The organism is Bradyrhizobium daqingense (assembly GCF_021044685.1).
Classification (GTDB): domain Bacteria; phylum Pseudomonadota; class Alphaproteobacteria; order Rhizobiales; family Xanthobacteraceae; genus Bradyrhizobium; species Bradyrhizobium daqingense.
This window is the reverse complement of record NZ_CP088014.1, coordinates 4196270-4216684: the sequence shown is the minus strand read 5'-3', so window position 1 is coordinate 4216684 and position 20415 is coordinate 4196270. Positions and strand designations below refer to the sequence as shown.

General features: G+C 65.3%; 17 protein-coding genes. 3 read left to right on the top strand and 14 right to left on the bottom strand.

The window, feature by feature from the left end:
• Positions 1–17: 17 nt before the first annotated feature.
• Genes LPJ38_RS19755 through LPJ38_RS19740 form a run of 4 tightly spaced genes read right to left on the bottom strand, consistent with a single transcriptional unit; the run spans position 18 to position 5753 of the window.
• Complete coding sequence (locus LPJ38_RS19755) at positions 18–1244, bottom strand: xanthine dehydrogenase family Fe-S subunit (protein WP_145639850.1); 1227 nt, start codon at positions 1242–1244, stop codon at positions 18–20.
• Entirely contained in the window at positions 1241–2077 is an 837-nt protein-coding gene (locus LPJ38_RS19750; RefSeq protein ID WP_145639852.1) for an FAD binding domain-containing protein, read from the bottom strand. The genes LPJ38_RS19755 and LPJ38_RS19750 overlap by 4 nt, the downstream gene beginning before the upstream one ends.
• Entirely contained in the window at positions 2074–4467 is a 2394-nt protein-coding gene (locus LPJ38_RS19745; protein WP_145639854.1) for a xanthine dehydrogenase family protein molybdopterin-binding subunit, read from the bottom strand. The genes LPJ38_RS19750 and LPJ38_RS19745 overlap by 4 nt, the downstream gene beginning before the upstream one ends.
• Positions 4468–4475: 8 nt before the next feature.
• On the bottom strand, positions 4476–5753 hold the full coding sequence (locus tag LPJ38_RS19740) for an amidohydrolase/deacetylase family metallohydrolase (protein ID WP_145639856.1): 1278 nt from the start codon (positions 5751–5753) through the stop codon (positions 4476–4478).
• A gap of 157 nt (positions 5754–5910) precedes the next feature.
• On the opposite strand from LPJ38_RS19740, the gene LPJ38_RS19735 reads away from it, so the two are divergent.
• Together LPJ38_RS19735 and LPJ38_RS19730 are read left to right on the top strand one after the other, a co-directional pair.
• Positions 5911–6405, top strand: coding sequence for a MarR family winged helix-turn-helix transcriptional regulator (locus LPJ38_RS19735; RefSeq protein WP_231088342.1), 495 nt, complete (start codon positions 5911–5913; stop codon positions 6403–6405).
• A 254-nt stretch (positions 6406–6659) separates the two neighbouring features.
• The gene (locus LPJ38_RS19730) at positions 6660–8078 is read left to right on the top strand and encodes a cytosine permease (RefSeq protein ID WP_167520673.1); all 1419 of its coding nucleotides are present in this window, start codon (positions 6660–6662) and stop codon (positions 8076–8078) included.
• 7 nt (positions 8079–8085) lie between these two features.
• On the opposite strand, the gene nikE is transcribed toward LPJ38_RS19730, so the two are convergent.
• The 8 genes from nikE to hydA all read right to left on the bottom strand — a co-directional run bounded on the left by nikE (position 8086) and on the right by hydA (position 18043).
• The gene (gene nikE, locus LPJ38_RS19725) at positions 8086–9756 is read right to left on the bottom strand and encodes a nickel ABC transporter ATP-binding protein NikE (RefSeq protein WP_145639858.1); all 1671 of its coding nucleotides are present in this window, start codon (positions 9754–9756) and stop codon (positions 8086–8088) included.
• Positions 9753–10601 carry an ABC transporter permease gene (locus LPJ38_RS19720; RefSeq protein WP_145639860.1) on the bottom strand — a complete coding sequence of 283 codons (849 nt, stop codon included), beginning with the start codon at positions 10599–10601 and terminating at the stop codon, positions 9753–9755. The genes nikE and LPJ38_RS19720 overlap by 4 nt, the downstream gene beginning before the upstream one ends.
• Positions 10598–11632, bottom strand: a complete 1035-nt coding sequence (locus LPJ38_RS19715) for an ABC transporter permease (protein ID WP_145639863.1) — start codon at positions 11630–11632, stop codon at positions 10598–10600. The genes LPJ38_RS19720 and LPJ38_RS19715 overlap by 4 nt, the downstream gene beginning before the upstream one ends.
• A 27-nt stretch (positions 11633–11659) precedes the next feature.
• The gene (locus tag LPJ38_RS19710; RefSeq protein WP_145639866.1) at positions 11660–13279 is read right to left on the bottom strand and encodes an ABC transporter substrate-binding protein; all 1620 of its coding nucleotides are present in this window, start codon (positions 13277–13279) and stop codon (positions 11660–11662) included.
• Positions 13280–13398: 119 nt separating this feature from the next.
• The gene (locus tag LPJ38_RS19705) at positions 13399–14835 is read right to left on the bottom strand and encodes an NAD(P)-binding domain-containing protein (protein ID WP_145639868.1); all 1437 of its coding nucleotides are present in this window, start codon (positions 14833–14835) and stop codon (positions 13399–13401) included.
• Positions 14832–15581: an SDR family oxidoreductase gene (locus LPJ38_RS19700; RefSeq protein ID WP_145639870.1), complete on the bottom strand. Its 750-nt coding sequence runs from the start codon at positions 15579–15581 to the stop codon at positions 14832–14834. Before LPJ38_RS19700 ends, LPJ38_RS19705 begins: the two co-directional genes overlap by 4 nt.
• A gap of 1 nt (position 15582) precedes the next feature.
• Positions 15583–16557: an NAD-dependent epimerase/dehydratase family protein gene (locus tag LPJ38_RS19695; protein ID WP_145639874.1), complete on the bottom strand. Its 975-nt coding sequence runs from the start codon at positions 16555–16557 to the stop codon at positions 15583–15585.
• Between the two features lie 16 nt (positions 16558–16573).
• On the bottom strand, positions 16574–18043 hold the full coding sequence (gene hydA / locus LPJ38_RS19690) for a dihydropyrimidinase (protein WP_145639879.1): 1470 nt from the start codon (positions 18041–18043) through the stop codon (positions 16574–16576).
• 56 nt (positions 18044–18099) lie between these two features.
• Here hydA and LPJ38_RS19685 point away from each other — a divergent pair, with 56 nt between their 5' ends.
• Positions 18100–18762, top strand: coding sequence for an aspartate/glutamate racemase family protein (locus tag LPJ38_RS19685; RefSeq protein ID WP_145639882.1), 663 nt, complete (start codon positions 18100–18102; stop codon positions 18760–18762).
• On the opposite strand, the gene LPJ38_RS19680 is transcribed toward LPJ38_RS19685, so the two are convergent.
• A complete protein-coding gene (locus LPJ38_RS19680; protein WP_208750610.1) occupies positions 18759–19418 on the bottom strand; it encodes a flavin reductase family protein in 660 nt (219 codons plus the stop codon). The genes LPJ38_RS19685 and LPJ38_RS19680 overlap by 4 nt on opposite strands.
• A 5-nt stretch (positions 19419–19423) precedes the next feature.
• The gene (locus LPJ38_RS19675) at positions 19424–20356 is read right to left on the bottom strand and encodes an N-carbamoyl-D-amino-acid hydrolase (protein ID WP_145639888.1); all 933 of its coding nucleotides are present in this window, start codon (positions 20354–20356) and stop codon (positions 19424–19426) included.
• Positions 20357–20415: the final 59 nt, after the last annotated feature.

Sequence of the window (20415 nt, the reverse complement as noted above, 5' to 3'; positions counted from 1 at the left end):
TGGCAGTCCAGGCTTCGTCACTCCGCGGCGCCCGGGGGGCGCCGATCACTCCGGCCACTTTTTCCGGTGACACGGCTAACCATGCGCGCGAACCGGGCTTGCAAGACATCCGATGCAACCGACCAGAAGCTGAGCTCCGCCGGAGCTGTCCGTCCCGACGGCGCGCCGGACATGTGGCGGTCGAGATTTGCGGCGAACTCCGCAACCAGACGCTTGGCGAGATCCCGCACCAGGCCGGGTCGGCCGACCTGCGCCAGCATTCCCGTCAGCGTGTAACCGATCGACAGTTCGACTGCGGTCGCCACGCCGCCTTCGAGCGGAAGCAGGCGATAACGGATCTCGCCCTGCGTCGCCGATCGGCTACGCCGGTCGGCGCCGATGCCGATGATGCGGCCGGAGAGCGTCGCAGGATCACGTTCGACGCGTGCCGCCCCCTCGAACGCCGCTGCGATCGGGCCGAGCTTGACGCGGATCTCGCCTTCGACGCGCTCAGGGGTCGGTGCTCCCTTCAGCGACACACCGGGAAGACAGGCTGCAATGCCAGCGATGTCATCGAACACCGCGAACACCTCGGCCGGCGGATGCGCCAATGAGAAGCTCTGGTCGAGAACAGCCGAGGGGGTGAAATCGGGAATGCTGAGGTGGGCAGCGCTGGCAAATTGCCGATCCAGCGCCGTCCGCCCGAGCTGCAACGGCTCGCTTGGGCCAGATCCAGCCCGACCCGAGCCGGCGGGACCAAGAATGCTGCGGCCGCCGTCCGCCAACGGCGCGACGTTGCGCATGCGCCTCGCCTCGATCACGGACTGGACCGCCCGCACGATGCCGACATAGCCGGTGCAGCGGCAGAGATTACCACTGAGACCGACGCGAACCTGGCGCTCGTCGGCATCGGGCAGACGTAGCACCAGGTCGCGCGCAGAGATCAGCATCCCCGGGGTACAATAGCCACATTGCAGGGCATGTTCCCGGGTGAACGCCGCGCGCAGCTCGGCCGTGACCTCGTCCTCCTCGAGCCCTTCGATCGTGGTGACGTCCGCGCCTTCGCAGGCTGCCGCATAGGTGATGCAGGAGCGCGCCGGAACGCCGTCGAGCAGCACGGTGCAGGCGCCGCAGACGCCGTGCTCGCAGCCCAGATGCGTGCCGGTCAGGTCGAGCTTGTCGCGCACGAAATCTGCAAGGCTGGTGCGCGGCTCGGCTGATGCCGCCACCGCACGTCGATTGACCTGAAGCGCGATCGTATTCATGCCGCGGCCTCCAGAACCGCGCGCTTCAATACGCTGACATGGATGTGTCGCTGCGCAGCGTCATCGATGCCGGCCTTCGCAAGAAGCGCATCGGCCATGCGCACATCGAAGCGCCGCTTGTAGTCGGCGGCGATCCGGCCGCCGAATAGCTCCCGGGCGTCGGCGATGACGATGGGTGCCGTGTCGATCGCTCCGATTACGATGCGCGCCGACGTGGCTGTCGGATCGACCAGGACCGCCCCGATCGCATCGGCAAACTCGCCGGTCTTGCGGCAGCTCTTGGCGTAGCCCCAATGCGCCGAAGCCGGTCGCGCCGGCACATGGATCGCCTCGACGATTTCGCCGGCCTGAAGCGCCGATTCCAGGGCGCTGACGACGAAGGCTTCGACGGCCATCGTCCGCGCGCCGCCGAGGCTGCGCAGCGTGACGCGCGCGCCCAAAGCCGAGAGCGCCGAGATCCAATCCGCGGCGGGATCGGCATGGCTGAGCGAGCCGCCGATGGTCCCGCGGTTGCGTACGGCGCGATAGGCGATGTTGGCGGCGACACTGCGCATGGCGCCGCGCGTCACATCGGTGATGCGACCGTCCTCGACGTCGGAATGGGTGACCAGCGCGCCGAGTACGAGTTCGCTGCCGGTGACCTCCGCCCGCTTGAGCTCGGCAAGGCCGGAGATGTCGACGATCAGCTCCGGCTGCACCAGCCGCAAATTGAGCATGGGCCCGAGCGACTGGCCGCCGGCGATGATCTTCGCCGAGCCATGGCTGGATGCCAACATCGAGAGCGCCGCATCGATATCGCGCGGACGTTCATAGGCGAACGGTGCCGGTTTCATGCCGCGCTCCTTTCGGCCGCACGCGCAGCCAGCACGGCCTCGACGATCCGATGCGGCGTGATCGGCGACTGCATCAACTCGACGCCGAGCGGGCGCAGGGCGTCGTTGACGGCATTGGCGATCGCCGCGGGCGGCGCAATTGCTCCGCCCTCGCCGATGCCCTTGACGCCGAACTGCGTGTAAGGCGACGGCGTCTCCATGTGGTCGAGGCGCGCGGCCGGAACTTCCGTCGGCCCGGGCAGCAGATAGTCGGCAAGCGTCGTCGAGAGCGGCTGGCCGGAGGCATCGAAGGGCATTTCTTCGTAAAGCGCGGTGCCGATCCCTTGCGCGAGCCCGCCATAAATCTGGCCGTCGACGACGAGCGGATTGACCAGCACGCCGCCGTCCTCGACGATCACATAGTCGAGGATCTCGACTTCGCCGAGATCAGGATCGACCGCAACGACGGCTGCATGCGCAGCGTAACTGAAGGTGCCGCTGTCGCGCACGGGCTTGTAGCCTTGCGTGACTTCCAGCCCACCCGGATCGACATCGGCCGGCAAATCCTGCGGGCGGCGATACCAGGTGTAGGCGATCGCCTTCAGTCCGACGCTGCCATTGACGCCGCGTACCTCGCCATTTTGCAGGACCACAGAGGCCGGGTCGTGCTGCAGGAGTTTGGCGCCGATGCGCCGGGCGCGTTCGCCGAGCTCGCGGCAGGCGGTGGCCACGGCACCCCCCGCCATCACCATGGAGCGCGAGCCCCAGGTGCCGGTCGAATACGGGGTCATCGCGGTGTCGCCGAGGATGATACGGATCTTCGCGACGTCGATGCCGAGGATCTCATGGGCGACCTGAGCGAGCGTCGTCTCCATGCCCTGCCCGTGCGAATGCACGCCGACGCGCAGTTCGAGGCCGCCGTCCGGCGTGAGGCGCGCCGATGCCTGCTCGTGGCCCGGCACCATCGGGATACCCCAGCCGGAATAGACCGAGGTGCCGTGTGCCGCCTGTTCGCAATAGATCGAAACGCCGACACCGATGCGACGACCGTCGGCCTCATCCTGCCCCTGCCTGGCGCGAATGCCATCGATGTCGATCATAGTCAACGCGCGACGCAGTGCTTCCGGATAGTCGCCGCTGTCGAAATGCTTCCTGGTGATGTTGTCGAACGGCATCTGCTCAGGCCGCACCAGGTTACGCAACCGCACCTCGCCTGGTTCGAGCCCTGCTTCGGCCGCCACGAGGTCAAGCATCAGCTCCAGTGCAAAGCAAACGCCGGTGCGCGCCACGCCGCGGTACGGCAGGATCGGGCATTTGTTCGTCGCGACCGAAAAGGTGCGGCAGCGATAGGCCGGCATCTTGTAGGGACCAGGCAAGATGCTCGCGACCTGCGCGGCCTCGAGGCAGGCCGAGAACGGATAGGACGAGTAGGCGCCGGAATCGACCGTCGCCTCGCAATCGATACCGCGCAACGTGCCGTCGCTGTTAGCATAGACCGTGATCTTGTAGTGGTGCTCGCGGCAATTGGAGCTGGCGACGAGATGTTCGCGGCGATCCTCGATCCAGCGCACGGGATGGCCGCAGCGCATCGTCAGCCAGGACAGACAGACCTCTTCGGGCAGCAGGATGCCCTTGTGACCAAACCCCCCGCCGACGTCGGGCGAGATGACGCGGACCTGGCCTTCCTCCATGCCGAGACATTCGGCAAGACCGCTGCGGGTGATGTGCGGCATCTGGGCCGCCGAATGCAGCGTCAGCTGATCGGCCCGACGATCAAAGGTCGCGACGACCCCGCGGCCTTCGAGCGGTGACATGCACTGCCGCGCGGTCGATATCTCGCGCGTCACCTTGATCGGCGCATCCAGCGCGATGGAAATGTCGACCTCGTAATTGGTCTCCAGGAAGACGTTGTCGCCCCAATGCTCATGCACCAGGGCCGAGCCCGGCTCGCGCGCCTTCAGCATGTCGTAGACAGCCGGCAGCTCCTCCAGATCCAGCGTCACCGACGCCGCGATGTCCTCCGCCTCGGCGCGCGTCGGCGCGAGGCACATCGCGACGAGCTCGCCGACCTGACGCACCTTGCCGGTTGCGAGCACCGGCTGCTCGGAGATTTTGAAACCCGGAAGTCCCGACACCGCGCGGATCGGCTTGACGCCGACGAGATCGGCGGCCGTGAACACGCTGCCGCGATGACGTTCGGGCACGTGGATGCCGCGGATCCGCGCATGCGCCAGCGGGCTGCGTACGAAGGCAACATCCTGAAGGCCGGCGAGACGGATGTCGGCAACGTACTGGCCGCGGCCGCGCATCAGGCGGTCATCCTCCTTCCGCGGCAGCCGTGCGCCGACGCCCTGCCCGGGCTTACCAGAAGGAAACTCTCGCTCACTGCGCACGCCGCCGTTCTCCTTCACCACCTGGCCTAGGCCGCAACGGCATGCGGCAGGATCGGCGCGACCGCCTCGAAGCGCCTGCCGGCGCGCAAGCAGAAGGCCGGCTGCAGCAGGCGCTCGGCGATCACCTCGTTCTTCTCGTTGTCCTTGAGCACGAAACGGCCGTCCTGCTCCGTGAGCACGGAGACGTCAGCGTCCATGCCGACCTTGAGTGCGCCAATCTCCTCGCTGCGACCGAGCATCTTTGCGGGATTGGCGGTGACCATCGGCACCACCTGCTCCAGCGTCAGGCCGAGCGCCATCATCGAGCTCATCGCCTGGACCAGGCTGAACTTGGCCTGTCCGGCGAATGGATGGTTCTCCTCGTCCTCATGCTGGTCGGGCGTTCCGGCCGGCGCAGGCACATGGGTGTTGTAACCGTGGATGTCGGCGCCCAGCGTGGTCGGAATGATGCCGGCGGCGATCGCCTTCCTGGCAAGCCGATAGGAGAAATGGCTGCCGTGGCCGACGTCGACCTTCAAGCCACGGTCGAGCGCAGCCTGGATGACCGGATGAACCTCGCCCTCGCGGTTGACGAAACCGCCGGGATGCCGTGTGAAGGGATGAGCGAGGATGTCGCCCTCGCGCAGCAGTGGAATGACGCGCGTGAGGATCGTGTCGGCATCCTCGCCATTGGCACCGCTCTCGGGAAGACCCCAGAGCTGGCCGAAATGCACATAGACGGGCAGATCGGCTCGCTTGCCGATCTCCGCCGCCATCTCGATAACGCGAATGCCCCAGCGCGCGAAACCACCGATCTCGGCATGTGCCTTGATGCCGCGCACGATGTCGGGATTGGCCGTCGCCGATTTCACGGTCGCATCGATATCGACACCATCGGGACTGTAGAGCTGCGGATAGAAGTGTCCTTCGAGACCGCCGACGAGGTAGGCGGATAGAAAGGCATAAACCCGCGAGGCCGCGGACTCCGCGATGAAATGACGAAAGCCGGGCAACGTCATGCAGGACGGGCCGCCCTGGTCGACCAGCGTCGTCACGCCCGACTGCACGCCGACCATGTCCGGATTCATGCCGAAGCGGCCGGAGACGTATTGATAGACATGCGCATGGGTGTCGATCAGCCCGGGCAGCACCAGCTTGCCGCTGACATCGACGACCTCCCTGGCGCTGGTCGGCAGGATGTCGGACGCGACAGCTGCAATCCTGCCGTTACGAACGGCGACGTCCTTGATGCCATCGACGCCGGAGGCCGGACAGATCACGCGACCGCCTCGCAGCAGAAGGTCGAAGCTGGCAGTAACTGACATGGCGCGCTCTCCTCTCCTTGGACGAGCGATGGCTTCGCTCGAATTACGAAGCATGCTTCGTATTTTGACCTAAGCAAGCTCTGTGCCATGATCCGGAGGTGGCGAGCGGGTTCGAATCGAGCTAAGCGCGGCAGAGATCTGATTGGGAGAGTGTGCATTGCGGCAGGCGAAGACACGTCGCGGCGGGAGTAGGCACCGTCCCTGGCCCTTGTCGCAACGCCCCGGATATCTGATCCGCCGGCTGCACCAGATTCACGTCGCATTGTTTCAGGAAGCCTGCGGCGCATTCGAGGTGACGCCGCTGCAATACAGCCTCCTTTCGGCGCTGGCAGTGCGCGAAACCGCCGATCAGACCACTCTGGCGGCCGATATCGCCCTCGATCGCACCACCACGACCGGCGCATTGAAGCGTCTGGCGGCGCGACACCTGGTCGAGCGCGCGGTCAACAAGGACGACCGCCGGGCACGCCTGTGCCGATTGACGCCGGCCGGTGCAGCTTTGCTGGTCAAAATCGAGGGCGCGGCGCGACGGGCGCATCGTGCAACGCTGGGGGATCTCAGCGAGCGCGAGCAGGCGCAGTTCATCGAAATGATGCAGCGCATCGTGGCCGGCAACCCCAGCCGCGACAGTGCCTCTGCCCTATTTGACTAGATGCAGTTGCTGCGCTTTTGAGTTGGCCTGCTCAATTTATCATCGTATCCCTGCCGGCCCATGCAACATAGGCCGGCTCACGCCGGCGTCAGACGCGCCGGCTCGCAGGGCCTGCGTGCGCTCGAAAACGCAGCGGCAATCCGCCGCGAGGCATGCCGCGCGGCCTCCGCGCGCGCCCTCGCCGGTTCGCGCCGCAAACCATGGCACGATTTATGCTGCGATGATGCGAAGCGTGCTTCGCATTGGGGGATGTCATGACGGAATCCGAGCTTCGTACTGACCTTCACAGCATCGAGCCCATTCCCGATGCGGACCGGGATTCGAGCGGACCGCAGCAGATGTGGATCTGGGCCGGCGCCAACATCGCGCCCGTGAACTGGGCGCTCGGCGCACTCGGCATCATCCTCAAGCTTGGCCTGATGGAGACGATCGCGGTCATCGTGCTCGGCAACCTCGTCGGCTGCGCGATCTTCGCGACCTTCACGGTGATGGGGCACAAGACCGGCGTCAATCAGATGGTGCTGAGCCGATCCGCGTTCGGAGTCCGCGGCGCCTATCTGCCGAGCATCCTGATGTTCCTGATGACGCTGGGCTGGATCGGGGTCAACACCTACTTCCCGGTCAAAGTCTCGATGGGCATCCTCGGGCAGTTCGGCGTGCCCGACACCTGGCTGGTGGAGATGATCGTCATCACGATGGTGATGGCGGTGCAGGTGATGATCGGCGTCTACGGCTTCTACGCGATCCGCACCTTCGAAAAGTACACGGTGCCGCCGACCATCGCCATCATGGTGCTGATGAGCGTACTGGCCTGGACCCGGCCCGGCGTCGTCAACTGGGGCCTGACCACCTCGCTGTCGCCCGGCGCGCATCTGGCAACGCTGACGATGCTGATGACCGCAATAGGCGTCGGCTGGGGGATTTCCTGGGTCACCTGGGCCTCCGACTATTCGCGCTTCGTGCCGCGCTCCACGCCGTCGAAAGCCGTGTTCTGGTACAGCTATGTCGGCATGTTCGTGCCTACAGTCTGGCTCGGCATTCTCGGCGCGACCATTGCCTCAACGACGCTGGACACGGACCCGGCCAAGATGGTCAGCGCGGTGTTCGGCGGTCCCGTCAGCATTCTTGTCCTCCTGATGGTGCTGCACGGCCCGATCGCAACCAACATCCTCAACGTCTATTCGGCAGCGCTGGCAGCCCTGAGTGCGGGGCTGAAACTCTCGCGCTTGTGGCTCACCGTCATCGTCGGCGTCGCCGGCTATCTGGTTACCCTCTACTTCATCTTCGCGCCGTCGTTCGCGAAGGCGTTCGACCATTGGATGATCAGCCTGTTGCTGTGGATGAGCCCGTGGGCCGGAGTGGTGCTGGCCGACTTCTTCATCAAGCGGAAGGGCAAGATCGACGTCGCCGAGCTCTATCGCTCGCCGCAGACCAGCGCCTATGGCGACATCAACTGGGCCGGCATGATCGCGTTCTTCGCGGGCTTGGTTGCTGGATGGCTGGTGCAGGACGGCCTGGTCGGCGCGCTTCAGGGGCCGATCTCGATCCACCTGCTCGGCGGCGCCGATCTGAGTTGGCTGTTCGGCATCGGGGTTGCGGGCCTCGTCTACCTCGGGCTCGGCAAGCTCGTGACGTCGCCCTCCTCCGTCCTTGCGAGCGGCGCAGGCAGATAGCGGCAGCCTAGAGGGCCGCCGCGAGCACCTCGCCGGTCTCGATATGCGGGATCGCCTCGACCAGCTTGCGGGTGTAGTCGGTCTTCGGATTGTCGAATAGCGCCCGGCTCTCCCCCTGCTCCACGATGCCGCCATTGCGCAGCACGATGGTGCGGTCGCACAGCATGCGCACCACGTTGAGATCGTGGCTGACGAACAGCAGCGCAATGTCGTTTTCGCGCCTGAGGCGATCGAGCAGCTGCAGCACGACCGCCTGCACCGAGACGTCGAGCGCAGCGGTCGGCTCGTCCAGCACGAGGAGCCGCGGCCGGCAGGCAATGGCACGGGCAATGCCGACGCGGGCCTTCTGGCCGCCGGAGAGCTGATGCGGGAAGCGCGGCAAGAGATCCAGCGGCAACCCCACGCGCTCGGCGCATTCCTCGACGCGCTGGCGCAGCGCGTCGCCCGCCCGCATGCCATCCAGCCGCATCAAGGGATGGGCGATGCAGTCGAAGGCGGTGAAGCGCGGGTTGAGGCTCTCGTTCGGGTCCTGAAAGACCATCTGGATGTCCTTGCGCAAGGGCGACCGGTGGAAGTCACGCGATACCACATGGCCGATCGACTGCCCGTCGAACACGATGTCGCCCTCGCTCGGATCGATCAGGCGGCAGATCATGCGCGAGGTCGTGCTCTTGCCTGAACCGGATTCGCCGACGAGCCCGACACTCTCGCCGCCGGCCATCGTCATGGAGAAGTCGGCGACCGCAGCAGAGCCCTGGTCGAAACGCTTCGCGAGCTTGCGCACCTCGAGCAGCGGCGGCGTCCCGTGTGCCGGTTCCTGCCGGGGCTTGCCGACGACGGTCACGTGACGCTCCCGCTCCTCCTCGGTCACGAGATCCTCGATCCGGGACGTTGCGGTCGGCGATGCCGCGACGAGGCGTTTCGTATAGGCGTGCTTCGGCGCGCCGAAAAGCGTCCTCGGGCTCGCCTCCTCGACGATGCGGCCGCGCTCCATCACCGCGATGCGACGGCAATAGCGCGCCGCGAGCCCGAGATCGTGCGTGATCAGGATGGTCGCCATTCCGCGTGCGGCGGCGATGCCCGCCAGGAGATCCATCACCACCTTCTGCGTGGTGACGTCGAGACCGGTGGTCGGCTCGTCCGCAATCAGGAGCGCGGGATTGCAGGAGATCGCGATCGCGATCATGACGCGCTGGCACATGCCGCCCGAGAGCTCGTGCGGATAGGCATTCATCCGCGCCTCGGGATCGCGGATCTGGACCGCGCGCAGCAGATCGAGCGCTTGGGCCCGCGCGGCGTCCTTCGAGATCCGCTTGTGGGTGAGGATCGCATCCGCGATCTGCAGGCCGATCGTGCGGATGGGATTCAGCGCCGCCCGCGGGTTCTGAAAGATCATCGACATCGCGGCGCCCTGGAGATGACGGAGGTCGTCGCCCCGGAGCTTGGTCACGTCCTGGCCGCGAAACAGGATCTTGCCGCCGGTGACGCGCCCGGCGGCATCGAGCAGCCGTGTCGTTGCAAAGCCGGTCACCGACTTGCCCGAGCCGCTTTCTCCGACGAGACCGAGCATCTCGCCCTTCTCGACCGAGAGCGTCACCCCACGCACGGCCTCCACCACGCCGCGCCGCGTCGAGAAGGCGACGTGGAGGTCGTCGATCCTGAGCAGGTCCTCGCTCATGTGCGCATGCGGGGATCGAGAATATCCCGCATCCCATCCCCGAGGAGATTGAAGCACAGCACGGCCAGCATCAGTGCGAGGCCTGGAAAGGCCACCAGCCACCACCGTCCGGTCGAGATGAAGCGCGCGCCCTCCGCGACCATGATGCCCCATTCCGGCGTCGGCGGTTTGACGCCAAGGCCGATGAAGGACAGGCCAGCCGCGTTCAATATGGCCCAGCCGAGATTGAGCGAGATCTGCACCGCCATCGCCGGCAGGATGTTCGGCAGCAGGAAACGGAGCACCACCGAGAAATGGCTCTCGCCGCAGGCGCGCGCCGCTTCGACCCAGCCGACGTTGCGACGGACATTCACCTCGGCGCGCGCGAAGCGGATGTAGAAGGGAAGATTGATGATCGCGGTCGCGATCACGATGTTCTCGACGCGGTTGCCGAGGGCCGCGACCATCGCCATGGCGAGCACGAACAGCGGAAAGGCCATCATCACGTCGACGAAGCGGCCGACGGCGCGATCGAGCCGGCCGCCGGCATAGCCGCAGAACGAGCCGACGACGGCGCCGATCATGAAGGAGATGCCGACCGCCGACACCGCGATGGCGAGATCGAGCCGCGCGGCGATGATGAGACGGCTGAACACGTCGCGCCCAAGCTGGTCCGTGCCGGCGAGATGGGCTGCGCTCGGCGGCTGCAACGCCTCCGACACGTTGGAAACCACGGGATCATAGGGCACGATCCAGGGCCCGAAGATCGCAAGCAGGACGAACAGCGTCACCCCGGCCGCAGCCACCGCCGTGAGCGGATTGCCGCGCAAGATCCAGACTGAATGGCGGAGGGTTGCGCTGGTCATTCGATGGAGACCCTGGGATCGGCGATGCCGTAGCAGATATCGACCACGAGATTGACCAGCACGAACAGGCTCGCCATCAGCAGCACGAATCCTTGCACCGGTGCATAGTCGGACGACAAGAGCGCATCGAGCGCGTAGGAGGCGACGCCCGGCCAGGAGAACACCTTCTCGACCAGCACGTTTGCGCCGAGCATAGTGGAGAACACGATGCCGGCAATGGTGATGACGGGAAGGATCGCGTTCCGTAGCGCATAGGTGACGACGACCTTGCGCCAGGACAAACCGACGGAACGTGCAGTGCGCACGAAATCGCTGCCGAGCGACACCAGCATCGAGGCACGCGTGATCCGCGCCAGCGGCGCGATCACGAACAGCGCCATGCTCACCGCCGGCAGGATCAGCTGCTTGCAGGCCGCCCACCAGCCCTCGAAGTCGCCGGCAAGCAGGAAATCGATCGACAGGAAGCCCGTGCGCTGCGGCGGCAGCGAGGTGAAGACGTCGATTCGCCCGGTGGGATCAGGCGCAAGCCCGAGCAGATAATAGAAGACGTAGATCAAGAGCAGCCCCGAGACGAAGGTCGGCACGCAGACGCCGAGGGCGCAGAACAGCCGGACGCCGTGATCGACGATCGATCCCGGCCGCAGCGCCGCGACTACGCCGAGCGGCACCGCCGCAATCAGCGCGATCAGGAGCGCGGTGAAGGTGAGCTCCAGCGAAGCCGGCAGCCGCTCGCGCAGATCCTTCAGCACCGGCTGCCCGGTCATCATGGAGCGACCGAGATTGCCGCGGCCGATGTCGGAGAGATAGAACACGAGTTGCTCCGGCACCGACTTGTCGAGGCCCATCTGCTTGCGGATCTGCTCGATTTCCTCCTTGCCCGCATTGGGTCCCGAGGCGAAGAACACCGCGGGGTCCCCGGGCAGGACGCGCATCAGCAAGAAAGTGAAGACCAGGACGCCGAACAGCGCCGGCAGCGACGACAGCAGCCGCTTGCCCGCCCGCACCATCGTTGCGCCAAGACCGGTCATCACCAAGCAGCGCCCCCGTTGATCACGATGTCACTTGCGGCTGACATCGCGATAGTCGACCTGGCGATGGAACTCGTAGGTGTAGCCTTCGATCGATGGCGCCATGACGGCATCCTGGTTCGGCTGCCACAGCATGATCTGCGGCATCAGATCGAAGTGCATCGCATTGAGCTTGCGGCCGGCCTCCTCGTATTTGGCCTTATCCGGCTCGAAACGGGCTTCCTGCGCGATCGCGGCAAGGTCCGGATTGTTGATCGAAGAGTAGTTCCAGCGCTGATTGCCGGTGTAGAAGTTGCGGTAGAAGTAATCGGTCGACGGCAGCCAGGCGACGATGCCTTCGGTATAGAACGGAAGCTTCTTCTCGTTGATCTGCGTCGACATCTGCGCGTCCGGCAGCTTCTGGATGTCGACCTTGATTCCGATCTTGCCGAGCGATTCCTTCACCAGAGCCGCCATCGGCTCCGCGGTCGCGGCCTGGCCGACGTTGAAGCTGAAAGTGGTCGAGAAACCCTCCGGGAGGCCGGCGGCCTTCAGATATTCCCTGGCCTTGTCGAGGTCGAGCTTCACCGGCTGCTGGAACGGATAGATCCCGTTCGCCGGCTTGCCGTCCGCCCAGCTCGCGCCGAACAGCGGAGAACCGCGGCCGAACAGAGCGGCCTTGAACATGTCCTCATAGGGCAGCGCGTAAGCGATGGCGCGGCGGACATTGACGTTGTCGAAGGGCGGGATCTGGTTGTTCATCGAGACGTAGGTGATCGCATTGTATTGCGGTGTCGAGATCACTTTGAGCTTGCCCTTGCCCTCCAGCGATTGCACGTCGCTGGCTTGCAGATCGAGCACGAGATCGGCATCGCCGCGCTCGACGAGATTGGCACGGGTCGCGGGCTCCGGCACGGACTGCACGATGACGCGCTTGAAGAACGCGGGCTTGTTGGCCGAGCCGCGGTTCCAGCTCTCGTCGCGCTTGAGGATCACCTGCTCGCCAGGCTTGAAGCTCTCGACCACGTAGGCGCCGCTGCCGGCGGTGTGCTCCTTCAGCCATGCGGTGGCCCAGGGATCATCCGGCGTCGCATGTGCCCTGGCGACCTTGGAGTTGATGATCATGGGATAGACGGTGGCGAGATTCGGCAGCGCGAGCTTGTCGGGCTTTGGCAACGTCACCTCGATCGTCAGCGGATCGATCACCTTGAACTGATCGGCCGAGGTGAGCGAACCCGTCAGCAGCTGCGCCTTGCCAAGGATCGGCGCGGTGACGCAGCGATCGAGCGACCATTTGACGTCCTCGGCTGTCACGGGCGAGCCGTCCTGGAATTTCGCATCCTTGCGCAGGCGGAAGGTGAGCTTCAAGCCGTCGGAGCTGACCTCGTAGGATTCGGCGAGCTCGCCCGTGATCGTATCGAGATCGAACACCCACTTGCCGTTGAGCTGCTTGCGGCCGAACGCCACCAGGCGGTCATAAGTGCTCATGCTCAGCGCGAAGGACTCGCGGGTCGAGCCGGGGATGTTGGGATCGAGCGTGTTGACGGATGCGCCCGTCACATAGCGCAATGTCTCCGCCCTGGTTTGCGCCTGCGACGGCGCGGTGGCGATCAGCAACAACGCAGTGGTGACGAGAACCGAGGTCGTAGACCTGAAAGACACAAAACGCATTGGTTTTCCCTGAATTTCCAAAGAGGAAGGCCGGCTAGGCTGGTCAAGAAAGAAGCAAGTTGCGCGCCAATCCCATAGCCCGCGCGTGAGCATGCATCGTCGCGGCGTCGCATGGACGATCATCGCTGCTCCTCCATTGTTCGCGCTGGCCGCGTGACGACGGCCTGGGGCACGTCATAGGCGCCGAGCGAGCCCCAGTGCCGTTCGACATCGGCGCGGAACAGGCCGCGTGTCAGGCCGTCGACCAGCTTCGGCACAGCCGTCGTCATCGCGTTGATCGACGATCCTGATGGGCCAAAACTCATGGTGGAGGCGATGGCGAAGAGATGGATGTTGGAGATCCACGGTGTCTTGCCCGGCACGCGCTCGGTGAAGGCGTAGTCGTCGGCGAGATAGGGAAAGCGGCCGAGCCGTTCGTTTCGCTCGCCCTCGGGAGGCTGGTAGCGATCAGCCCAGGTCGCGATGTTGTCGGCGAACTTGGCGAGTTCGCCGCGGCCGGCAAAGTTCATGTCGATGCCGGTGCCGCAGATGACGAAGTCGGCGGTGATAGCCCCGCGCGGCGTCTCCAATTCGATGCCGCTGCCAGTCTCGCGCGTGGCCGCGACCGGCGCGCCCTCGTGCAATGTGAAATTGGCGTGACGCGCACAGCGGTCGTAGGTCGGTTGCGGAAATCCTTCCCGCATCTCGAGGATTTTGCGCATGAAGCGCCAGCGCCAGGCATCGTCGAGATCGCTGAGATGGCGCAGGAAGCCGCGGAAGGTCAGCCAGCGATAGGGCTGGATCACCTGGATCTGGGCACGGCGGCACAGCAGATGCACTTCGGCGGCACCCGCTTCCAGCGCGGTCGCCGCATTGTCGAAAGCGGATGCGCCGGCGCCGATCACGGCGACGCGCTTGCCGCGCAGGCGTTCGAAGTCGATATCGTCGGCGACGGTGGCGACCGAACGCGCCGGCAGATGCGCCAGCTGCTCCGGGACCATCCAATCGCCCATGCCCTCCTGCCCCGTCGCGAGCACGATCTTGCGGGCGTAGAGCGTCTCGATCTCGCCCGCCCGTTTCACGCGCGCGGCGAGCAGGCCGTCAGACGCAGGCGCGATCTCCAGCAACTCGCAGGCGTTGCGCACCGGCAGGCCGATCGTGCGTCGCAGCCACAGCAGATACTCCGCCCAATGGCCGCGTTCGATCAGGCCGAGCTGTTGCCAGCTTTCATTGCCAAAGCGGGCTTCGTGCCAGGATTGGTAGGTGAGGCTCGGGATATCGAGATCGGGACCGGTGTAGTCCTTCGGGCTGCGCAGCGTCGGCATTCTGGCATAGGTGAGCCACGGCCCCTCCTTGCCCTCCTCGGCCTTGTCGATCGCCAGGATGTTGCTCACGCGCGAGCGCATCAGGCCAAACCCGATGGCGATGCCGGACTGCCCGGCGCCGACGACGAGGACATCCAGCGCCGGCTTGCCGTCGGGTCCCGTCTTCGGTTCGAGCCAGGCGGCATGAGGATGCGCGATCTTCCCGAGATCCGCACGCACGTTCGTTTGGAGCGTCGTCAGCGCATCACTCATGCTGCGAGCCAGCCTCCGTCGACCACCATGACGGTGCCGGTCGTGAACGAAGAGGCATCGCTGGCGAGATGCAGCGCAGCCTGCGCGATCTCTTCCGCCCGGCCGAACCGCTTCATGGCGTGGCGGTTGCGGGAGGCTTCGCGCATCTCGTCCGAATTGGCGTGACGGGCAAAGCTGCGGCGAAGCATCGGCGTATCGATCGCGCCCGGCGCAATCGCGTTGACGCGAATGCCGTCGGTGGCGAAATCCACCGCCATCGTCCGCGTCAGGCTGACGATGGCGCCCTTGGCGGCGATATAGGCGCTGTTGCCCTTGCCGCCGGCCATCGCCAGCTGCGAGGCCAAGGTGATGATGGAGCCGCTGTTCTGCCGCTGCATGTGAGGCACGGCGGCCCGCGCCCACAGCCAAGTGCCGCCGACATTGGTGCGAAACACCGCGTCCCAGTCGTCCAGGCTCGTCGTCAGCACGGTGCCGCCGCAGGAGAAGCCGGCCGCCGTCATCAGGATGTCGAGGCGACCGTGGCGCGCGATGACCTCGCCGACGACAGTCTCGGCGAAACCGGCATCGCCGACGTCGCCAACATGAGTCGTGGCCTCGCCGACCAGGCTCACCGTCTCCTTTAGGCCGGCGGCATCGCGATCGACCAAGGCAAGGCACGCACCCTCCTCCGCGAACAGCTTTGCGCTGGCGCGGCCGATCCCCGAGCCCGCTCCCGTGATGATCGCCGTGCGCCCCTGCAGCCGCATCTCAGATCGTCTCCTTGTGCTGCATCCACCAAGCACTCATCGCGGCCGCCGACTCGGCGCAGCCGAACCGGGCGCGCCAGCCGAATTCATCGGCCATCCGCGCAACCGACATCGGCGCACGATCGCCGCCATGGAGCTTGATCTCGGTCTTCTCTCCCGGCCCCGCCAGCCGGCATTGCAAGCCCGGATGCAACGCCGCAAAGGCCTCGCCCCATTGCAGCGCAGACCAGGCCACGCCGCTGGAGATATTGTAGAGCCGATGGCGCGGCCGCTCGGCCTCTATCAGGACCGCCACGGCTTCGGCAGCGTCCTGCGCGTAGGTCCAATCCTTGATGCCTGACGCGGGGAGAAGCGCCGGTTTGCCGCGCGCGAACTCCGCGAGAATCTGGAACTGGAGGCTCGGCGTATCGCGCACCTTCCCGATCCGTTCCCACGGACCGAACATGGCGCTTAAGCGCACACTCAGAAAATCGCCTCCCCACAACTCGGCAAGGCGCGCCACGGATCGCTCTGACGTGAATTTGCTGATCGCGTAGAACGAGACGGGATCGCACGGCGTCTCCTCGTCCAATACCGGATAGCGTTGCCCCGCGGCTCCATAGGCAGACGCGGAGGACAGATTGATCACGCGCCGAACGCCACGGCGGTTCGCAGCGCTCAGGATAGGCATCTGAGCCATCACGTTGATCTCGAGGATGGTCGAGGTCGTTGACCGCTCGAGCTGGTCCCCAGCAGTAATAGCGACGCCAAGTACAATCGCATCGCAACCGTTCTTTATGAGCGCGTCAATCCTCTCGACGTCCGTGATCTCGCCCTGAACAATGGTAAGGCGCTCCCGATAGTCGGCAAAGGATCGCTCCGCGCCAACCGGAAGTTGCTTGCGATCATACAGCGTCACCTCGTGCCCGCGCGCGAGCAGCACCTCGGCGAGATTGAGGCCGACAAAGCCGGTGCCGCCGAAGATGATGACCTTCATCGCGAACAATCCATCATCACAGCAGCTTTGCTCCGAAATTCCGTTCCGGATCCATGTCCGCGACCAACCGGCCGGTGGGCTTTGCCGCCTCTCCGCCGCTGCGCGCCAGGAACCTTCCGCTCCCCGCGCTTGCGAGACACTTGTTGCCGTCGATGATCACCCGGCCGCGCGAGAGCACCGAAACCGGCCAGCCCTTGAGCTTACGGCCTGCGAAGGGCGTGTAGCCGGCGAGATCGTGCATCATCTCGTCGGCGATCGTGACCTCGCGCTGGGGATCCCAGATCGCAATATCGGCGTCCGCCCCGACTGCGATCGAGCCCTTGCGCGGATGCAGATTGTAGATCTTGGCCGGCGCGGTCGCGGTGAGCTCGACGAATTTTTCCAGGCCCACCCGTCCCTTCGACACCATCGCGTCGAACAGCAGCGGCAACCGCAGCTCCAGTCCCGGCAGGCCGTTGGCGACCTGCTTGAAATTGGGGTTGGGGCCGGCGCGCAGCTTGCCGGTCTCGTCAAACCGATACGGGGCATGATCCGACGAGATGGTCTGGAGATCGCCGAGCGACAGTGCCTGCCACAGCGCCTCCTGGTCCGAATGCGTGCGCGGCGGCGGGCTGCACATCCACTTGGCGCCCTCCGCACCCGGCTTGTCGAGATCGGCGGCGGTCAGGAACAGATATTGCGGACAGGTCTCGGCGAAGACCTTCAGGCCCTGTCCGCGCGCGTCGCGGATCACCTTGGCGCCTTCGGCGGTGGAGACATGGAAGATCATGATCGGCTGATCGATCAGTGCAGCCATGCCGATCAGCCGGGTGAAGGCTTCGGCTTCCGACACACGGGCGTGGCTGACGGCATGATATTTCGGCATCGTGTAACCACGCGCGAGCAGACGCTTCACCATCCACGCGATGATGCCGTGGTTCTCGGCATGGGCGCACAGCATCGCGCCGGTCTGGCGGGCGGCGAGGAGGATGTCGAGTAGCGGCTCGTCATCGACCTTGAGCCTGTCATAGGTCATGAAGATCTTGATCGAGGCATGGCCCTGCTTCACCAGCGCCGGGATATGCTCCTCGACGGTTTCCTTGGTGGCATCCGCGATGATCATGTGAAAGGCGTAGTCGATCACTGCGCCCTTCTTCGCCAGTGCGTGATAGTCCTCCACCACCTGTGGCAGCTTCATGCCGACATGCTGGGCCGCGAACGGGATCACCGTGGTGGTGCCGCCGAACGCCGCCGAGACGGTCGCGCTCTCGAACGTGTCGGCGTTCATGATGCCGGCCGCGGAGAGCTGCTCGATATGGGCGTGGCTGTCGACGCCGCCGGGCAGCACCAGCTTGCCGCGCGCGTCGATCTCACGTCTGGCTGCGGGCAGGCCCTTTCCGATGGCCGCGATGGTCTCGCCGGAAATTGCGACATCGGCCTCAAACACGTCGGTCGTCGTAGCGACGCGCCCGCCGCGAATGATTAGGTCGTAAACTGGTTCAGTCATGAGGCGCTCCATGATATGCCTGAAACGAGTGATCGCCATTTTGCAGGAAGACCATCATGTCCCGGCCGCGCATTCTCGTCATCAACCCGAATTCCAATCACAACGTCACGCAAGGGCTGGAGGACGCGTTGAAGCCGCTCGGTTTCGAGGGCGGGCCGGAGGTTGTCTGCCAGACGCTGGCCGAGGGTCCGTTCGGAATCGAAAGCCAGGCGGACGTCGACAGCGTCGCAATGCCGCTGCGCCGCCTGGTCGAAAGCGACAATAGCTCGGCCGCCTTCGTCATCGCCTGCTACAGCGATCCCGGGCTTCAGGTCTGCCGCGAAGGTACCGACCGTCCCGTGTTCGGCATTGCCGAGTGCGGCGTGCTGACGGCGCTCTCGCGCGCCGAGACCTTCGGCGTGATTGCGATTGCCCAGCGTTCGATCCCGCGGCACATGCGCTATCTCAGGCAGATGGGGCTGACCGACCGCCTCGCCGGCGAGCAGCCGCTGAACATGAGCGTTGCGGAGACGGCGTCCGGCGAAGGGACGCTCGCCAAGATGATCGAGGTCGGCCGCGCACTGCGCGACGAGGACGGCGCCCGCGCCATTGTGATGGGCTGCGCCGGCATGGCGCGCCACCGCCGGCCGCTGGAGGACGCGCTGCGCATTCCCGTGATCGACCCGACACAGGCGGCCGTCACCATGGCTCTGGGCACGGTTCAATTCTCGGCTCACTAGGCGTCCTTCAGCTCTTTCTTGTCCTGACGCGCGAGCCATTGCGCATGGCTCTCGCGCGTCAGGGCAAACCTATCCCGCTGCGTGGTGTAGAGATCGCCGAACATGCGGCCGATCGGCTGATAAGCGTCGAGATCGACATACATCCTGCCCTCGTCGACGAGGCCCTCGCGGGCGTGCACCCTGAGCACTTCGCCGACCAGAATCTCGCGATCCGGTGAGAAATTCAGCACGACATGGCGCCGGCATTCCAACGCGAACGGCGCCGCGGCGAGGCGCGGCACTCTCACGTCGACGCAGGGAAGCGTCGCCAGCCCGGTCGCACTGACCTCGCTGTCGCCGGAGGGAAAATCGACCGCGCAGTCGTTCATCGCCACCGATAGCGCTTCGTCCACCATGTGCACCACGAACTCGCCGTCGCGATGGATGTTACGGGTGGTATCCTTCGGTGAGTGATCCGGCTTGTGCTGAAGGCCGAGCACGATCAGGGCGGGGCTTTCCGAAAACACGTTGAAGAAGCTGAAGGGCGCGGCATTGACCGCGCCGTTCGCATCCAGCGTCGTCACCAGGGCGATCGGCCGCGGCACCACCACGCCGCAGAGCAGCTTGTAGCGATCGCGCGGATCCAGCTCTCGCAGCGATATGCCGTCGTCTGGCATCGGCGTCACTTCTCCGGCGGCGGCACCGCGCCGGTCCGGCTGGTGATCAGGCCATAATGCTCGATGCGGCGATGCCGGGCGAAATCGAAGATCGTGGTCTTGCCGAAGGTGGTGGCATCGAGGTCGCATGGATGAACCAGGAGTTCGTCCTCCTCCGTCCTGGCCTCGGCGACGATCTCGCCATTGGGGTCGACGATCAGGCTGCCCGCGAACAAGTGATGTCCGTCCTCGACACCGGCCTTGGCAACCGCGACCACCCAGGTCGCATTCTGATAGGCGCCGGCCTGCACCGAGAGACGATTGTGGAACAGGCGCTTCTCGACGCCCTCCTCGCTCTTCTCCGCGTTGACCGACGGCGTGTTGTAGCCGATCAGCACCATCTCGACGCCCTGCAAGCCCATGACGCGGTAGGTCTCCGGCCAGCGGCGATCGTTGCAGATCGCCATGCCGATGACGCCGCCGAGCTCGCGCCAGACGTTGAAGCCGAGATCGCCCGGCTCGAAATAGCGCTTCTCCAGGTGCTGATGCGTGCGCTTGGCGTCGTATTCCACATAGCCAGGCAGATGGACCTTTCGGTATTTGCCGACGATCCTGCCGGACTTGTCCGTAAGAATGGCGGTGTTGAAATGATGACCGTCCGGCGTCAGCTCGGCATAGCCGAAGTTCATCGCCATCCGGTGCTGCGCTGCGCGCTCGAACAGCGGCTTGGTCGCCGCGTTCGGCATTTCACGCTCGAACCAGATGTCGAACTCGGAGCGGTCCTCGACGTACCAGCGCGGGAAGAACGTCGTCAGCGCCAGCTCGGGATAGACGATCAGGTCAGCGCCCTTGCTCTTGGCCTCGTCCATCAGCGCGATCATGCGCTTGACCACGGCCTCACGGCTGTCGGCTTTCTGGATCGGGCCCATCTGGGCGGCGGCGACATTGACGATGCGCATCAGCGATTTCCTGGTGATCTCTCGGGGGAAGCGGCGGCTTCAAGGATGTTCCGGCACGT

Excerpts from the sequence above, each read along its gene's own strand:
- hydA (WP_145639879.1), bottom strand. The coding sequence starts at position 18,043 with ATGACTGAACCAGTTTACGACCTAATCATTCGCGGCGGGCGCGTCGCT.
- LPJ38_RS19700 (WP_145639870.1), bottom strand. The coding sequence starts at position 15,581 with ATGCGGCTGCAGGGGCGCACGGCGATCATCACGGGAGCGGGCTCGGGG.
- LPJ38_RS19730 (WP_167520673.1), top strand. The coding sequence starts at position 6,660 with ATGACGGAATCCGAGCTTCGTACTGACCTTCACAGCATCGAGCCCATT.
- LPJ38_RS19740 (WP_145639856.1), bottom strand. The coding sequence starts at position 5,753 with ATGTCAGTTACTGCCAGCTTCGACCTTCTGCTGCGAGGCGGTCGCGTG.
- LPJ38_RS19710 (WP_145639866.1), bottom strand. The coding sequence starts at position 13,279 with ATGCGTTTTGTGTCTTTCAGGTCTACGACCTCGGTTCTCGTCACCACT.
- LPJ38_RS19750 (WP_145639852.1), bottom strand. The coding sequence starts at position 2,077 with ATGAAACCGGCACCGTTCGCCTATGAACGTCCGCGCGATATCGATGCG.
- LPJ38_RS19675 (WP_145639888.1), bottom strand. The coding sequence starts at position 20,356 with ATGCGCATCGTCAATGTCGCCGCCGCCCAGATGGGCCCGATCCAGAAA.
- LPJ38_RS19685 (WP_145639882.1), top strand. The coding sequence starts at position 18,100 with ATGTCCCGGCCGCGCATTCTCGTCATCAACCCGAATTCCAATCACAAC.
- nikE (WP_145639858.1), bottom strand. The coding sequence starts at position 9,756 with ATGAGCGAGGACCTGCTCAGGATCGACGACCTCCACGTCGCCTTCTCG.
- LPJ38_RS19755 (WP_145639850.1), bottom strand. The coding sequence starts at position 1,244 with ATGAATACGATCGCGCTTCAGGTCAATCGACGTGCGGTGGCGGCATCA.
- LPJ38_RS19705 (WP_145639868.1), bottom strand. The coding sequence starts at position 14,835 with ATGAGTGATGCGCTGACGACGCTCCAAACGAACGTGCGTGCGGATCTC.
- LPJ38_RS19680 (WP_208750610.1), bottom strand. The coding sequence starts at position 19,418 with ATGCCAGACGACGGCATATCGCTGCGAGAGCTGGATCCGCGCGATCGC.
- LPJ38_RS19695 (WP_145639874.1), bottom strand. The coding sequence starts at position 16,557 with ATGAAGGTCATCATCTTCGGCGGCACCGGCTTTGTCGGCCTCAATCTC.
- LPJ38_RS19720 (WP_145639860.1), bottom strand. The coding sequence starts at position 10,601 with ATGACCAGCGCAACCCTCCGCCATTCAGTCTGGATCTTGCGCGGCAAT.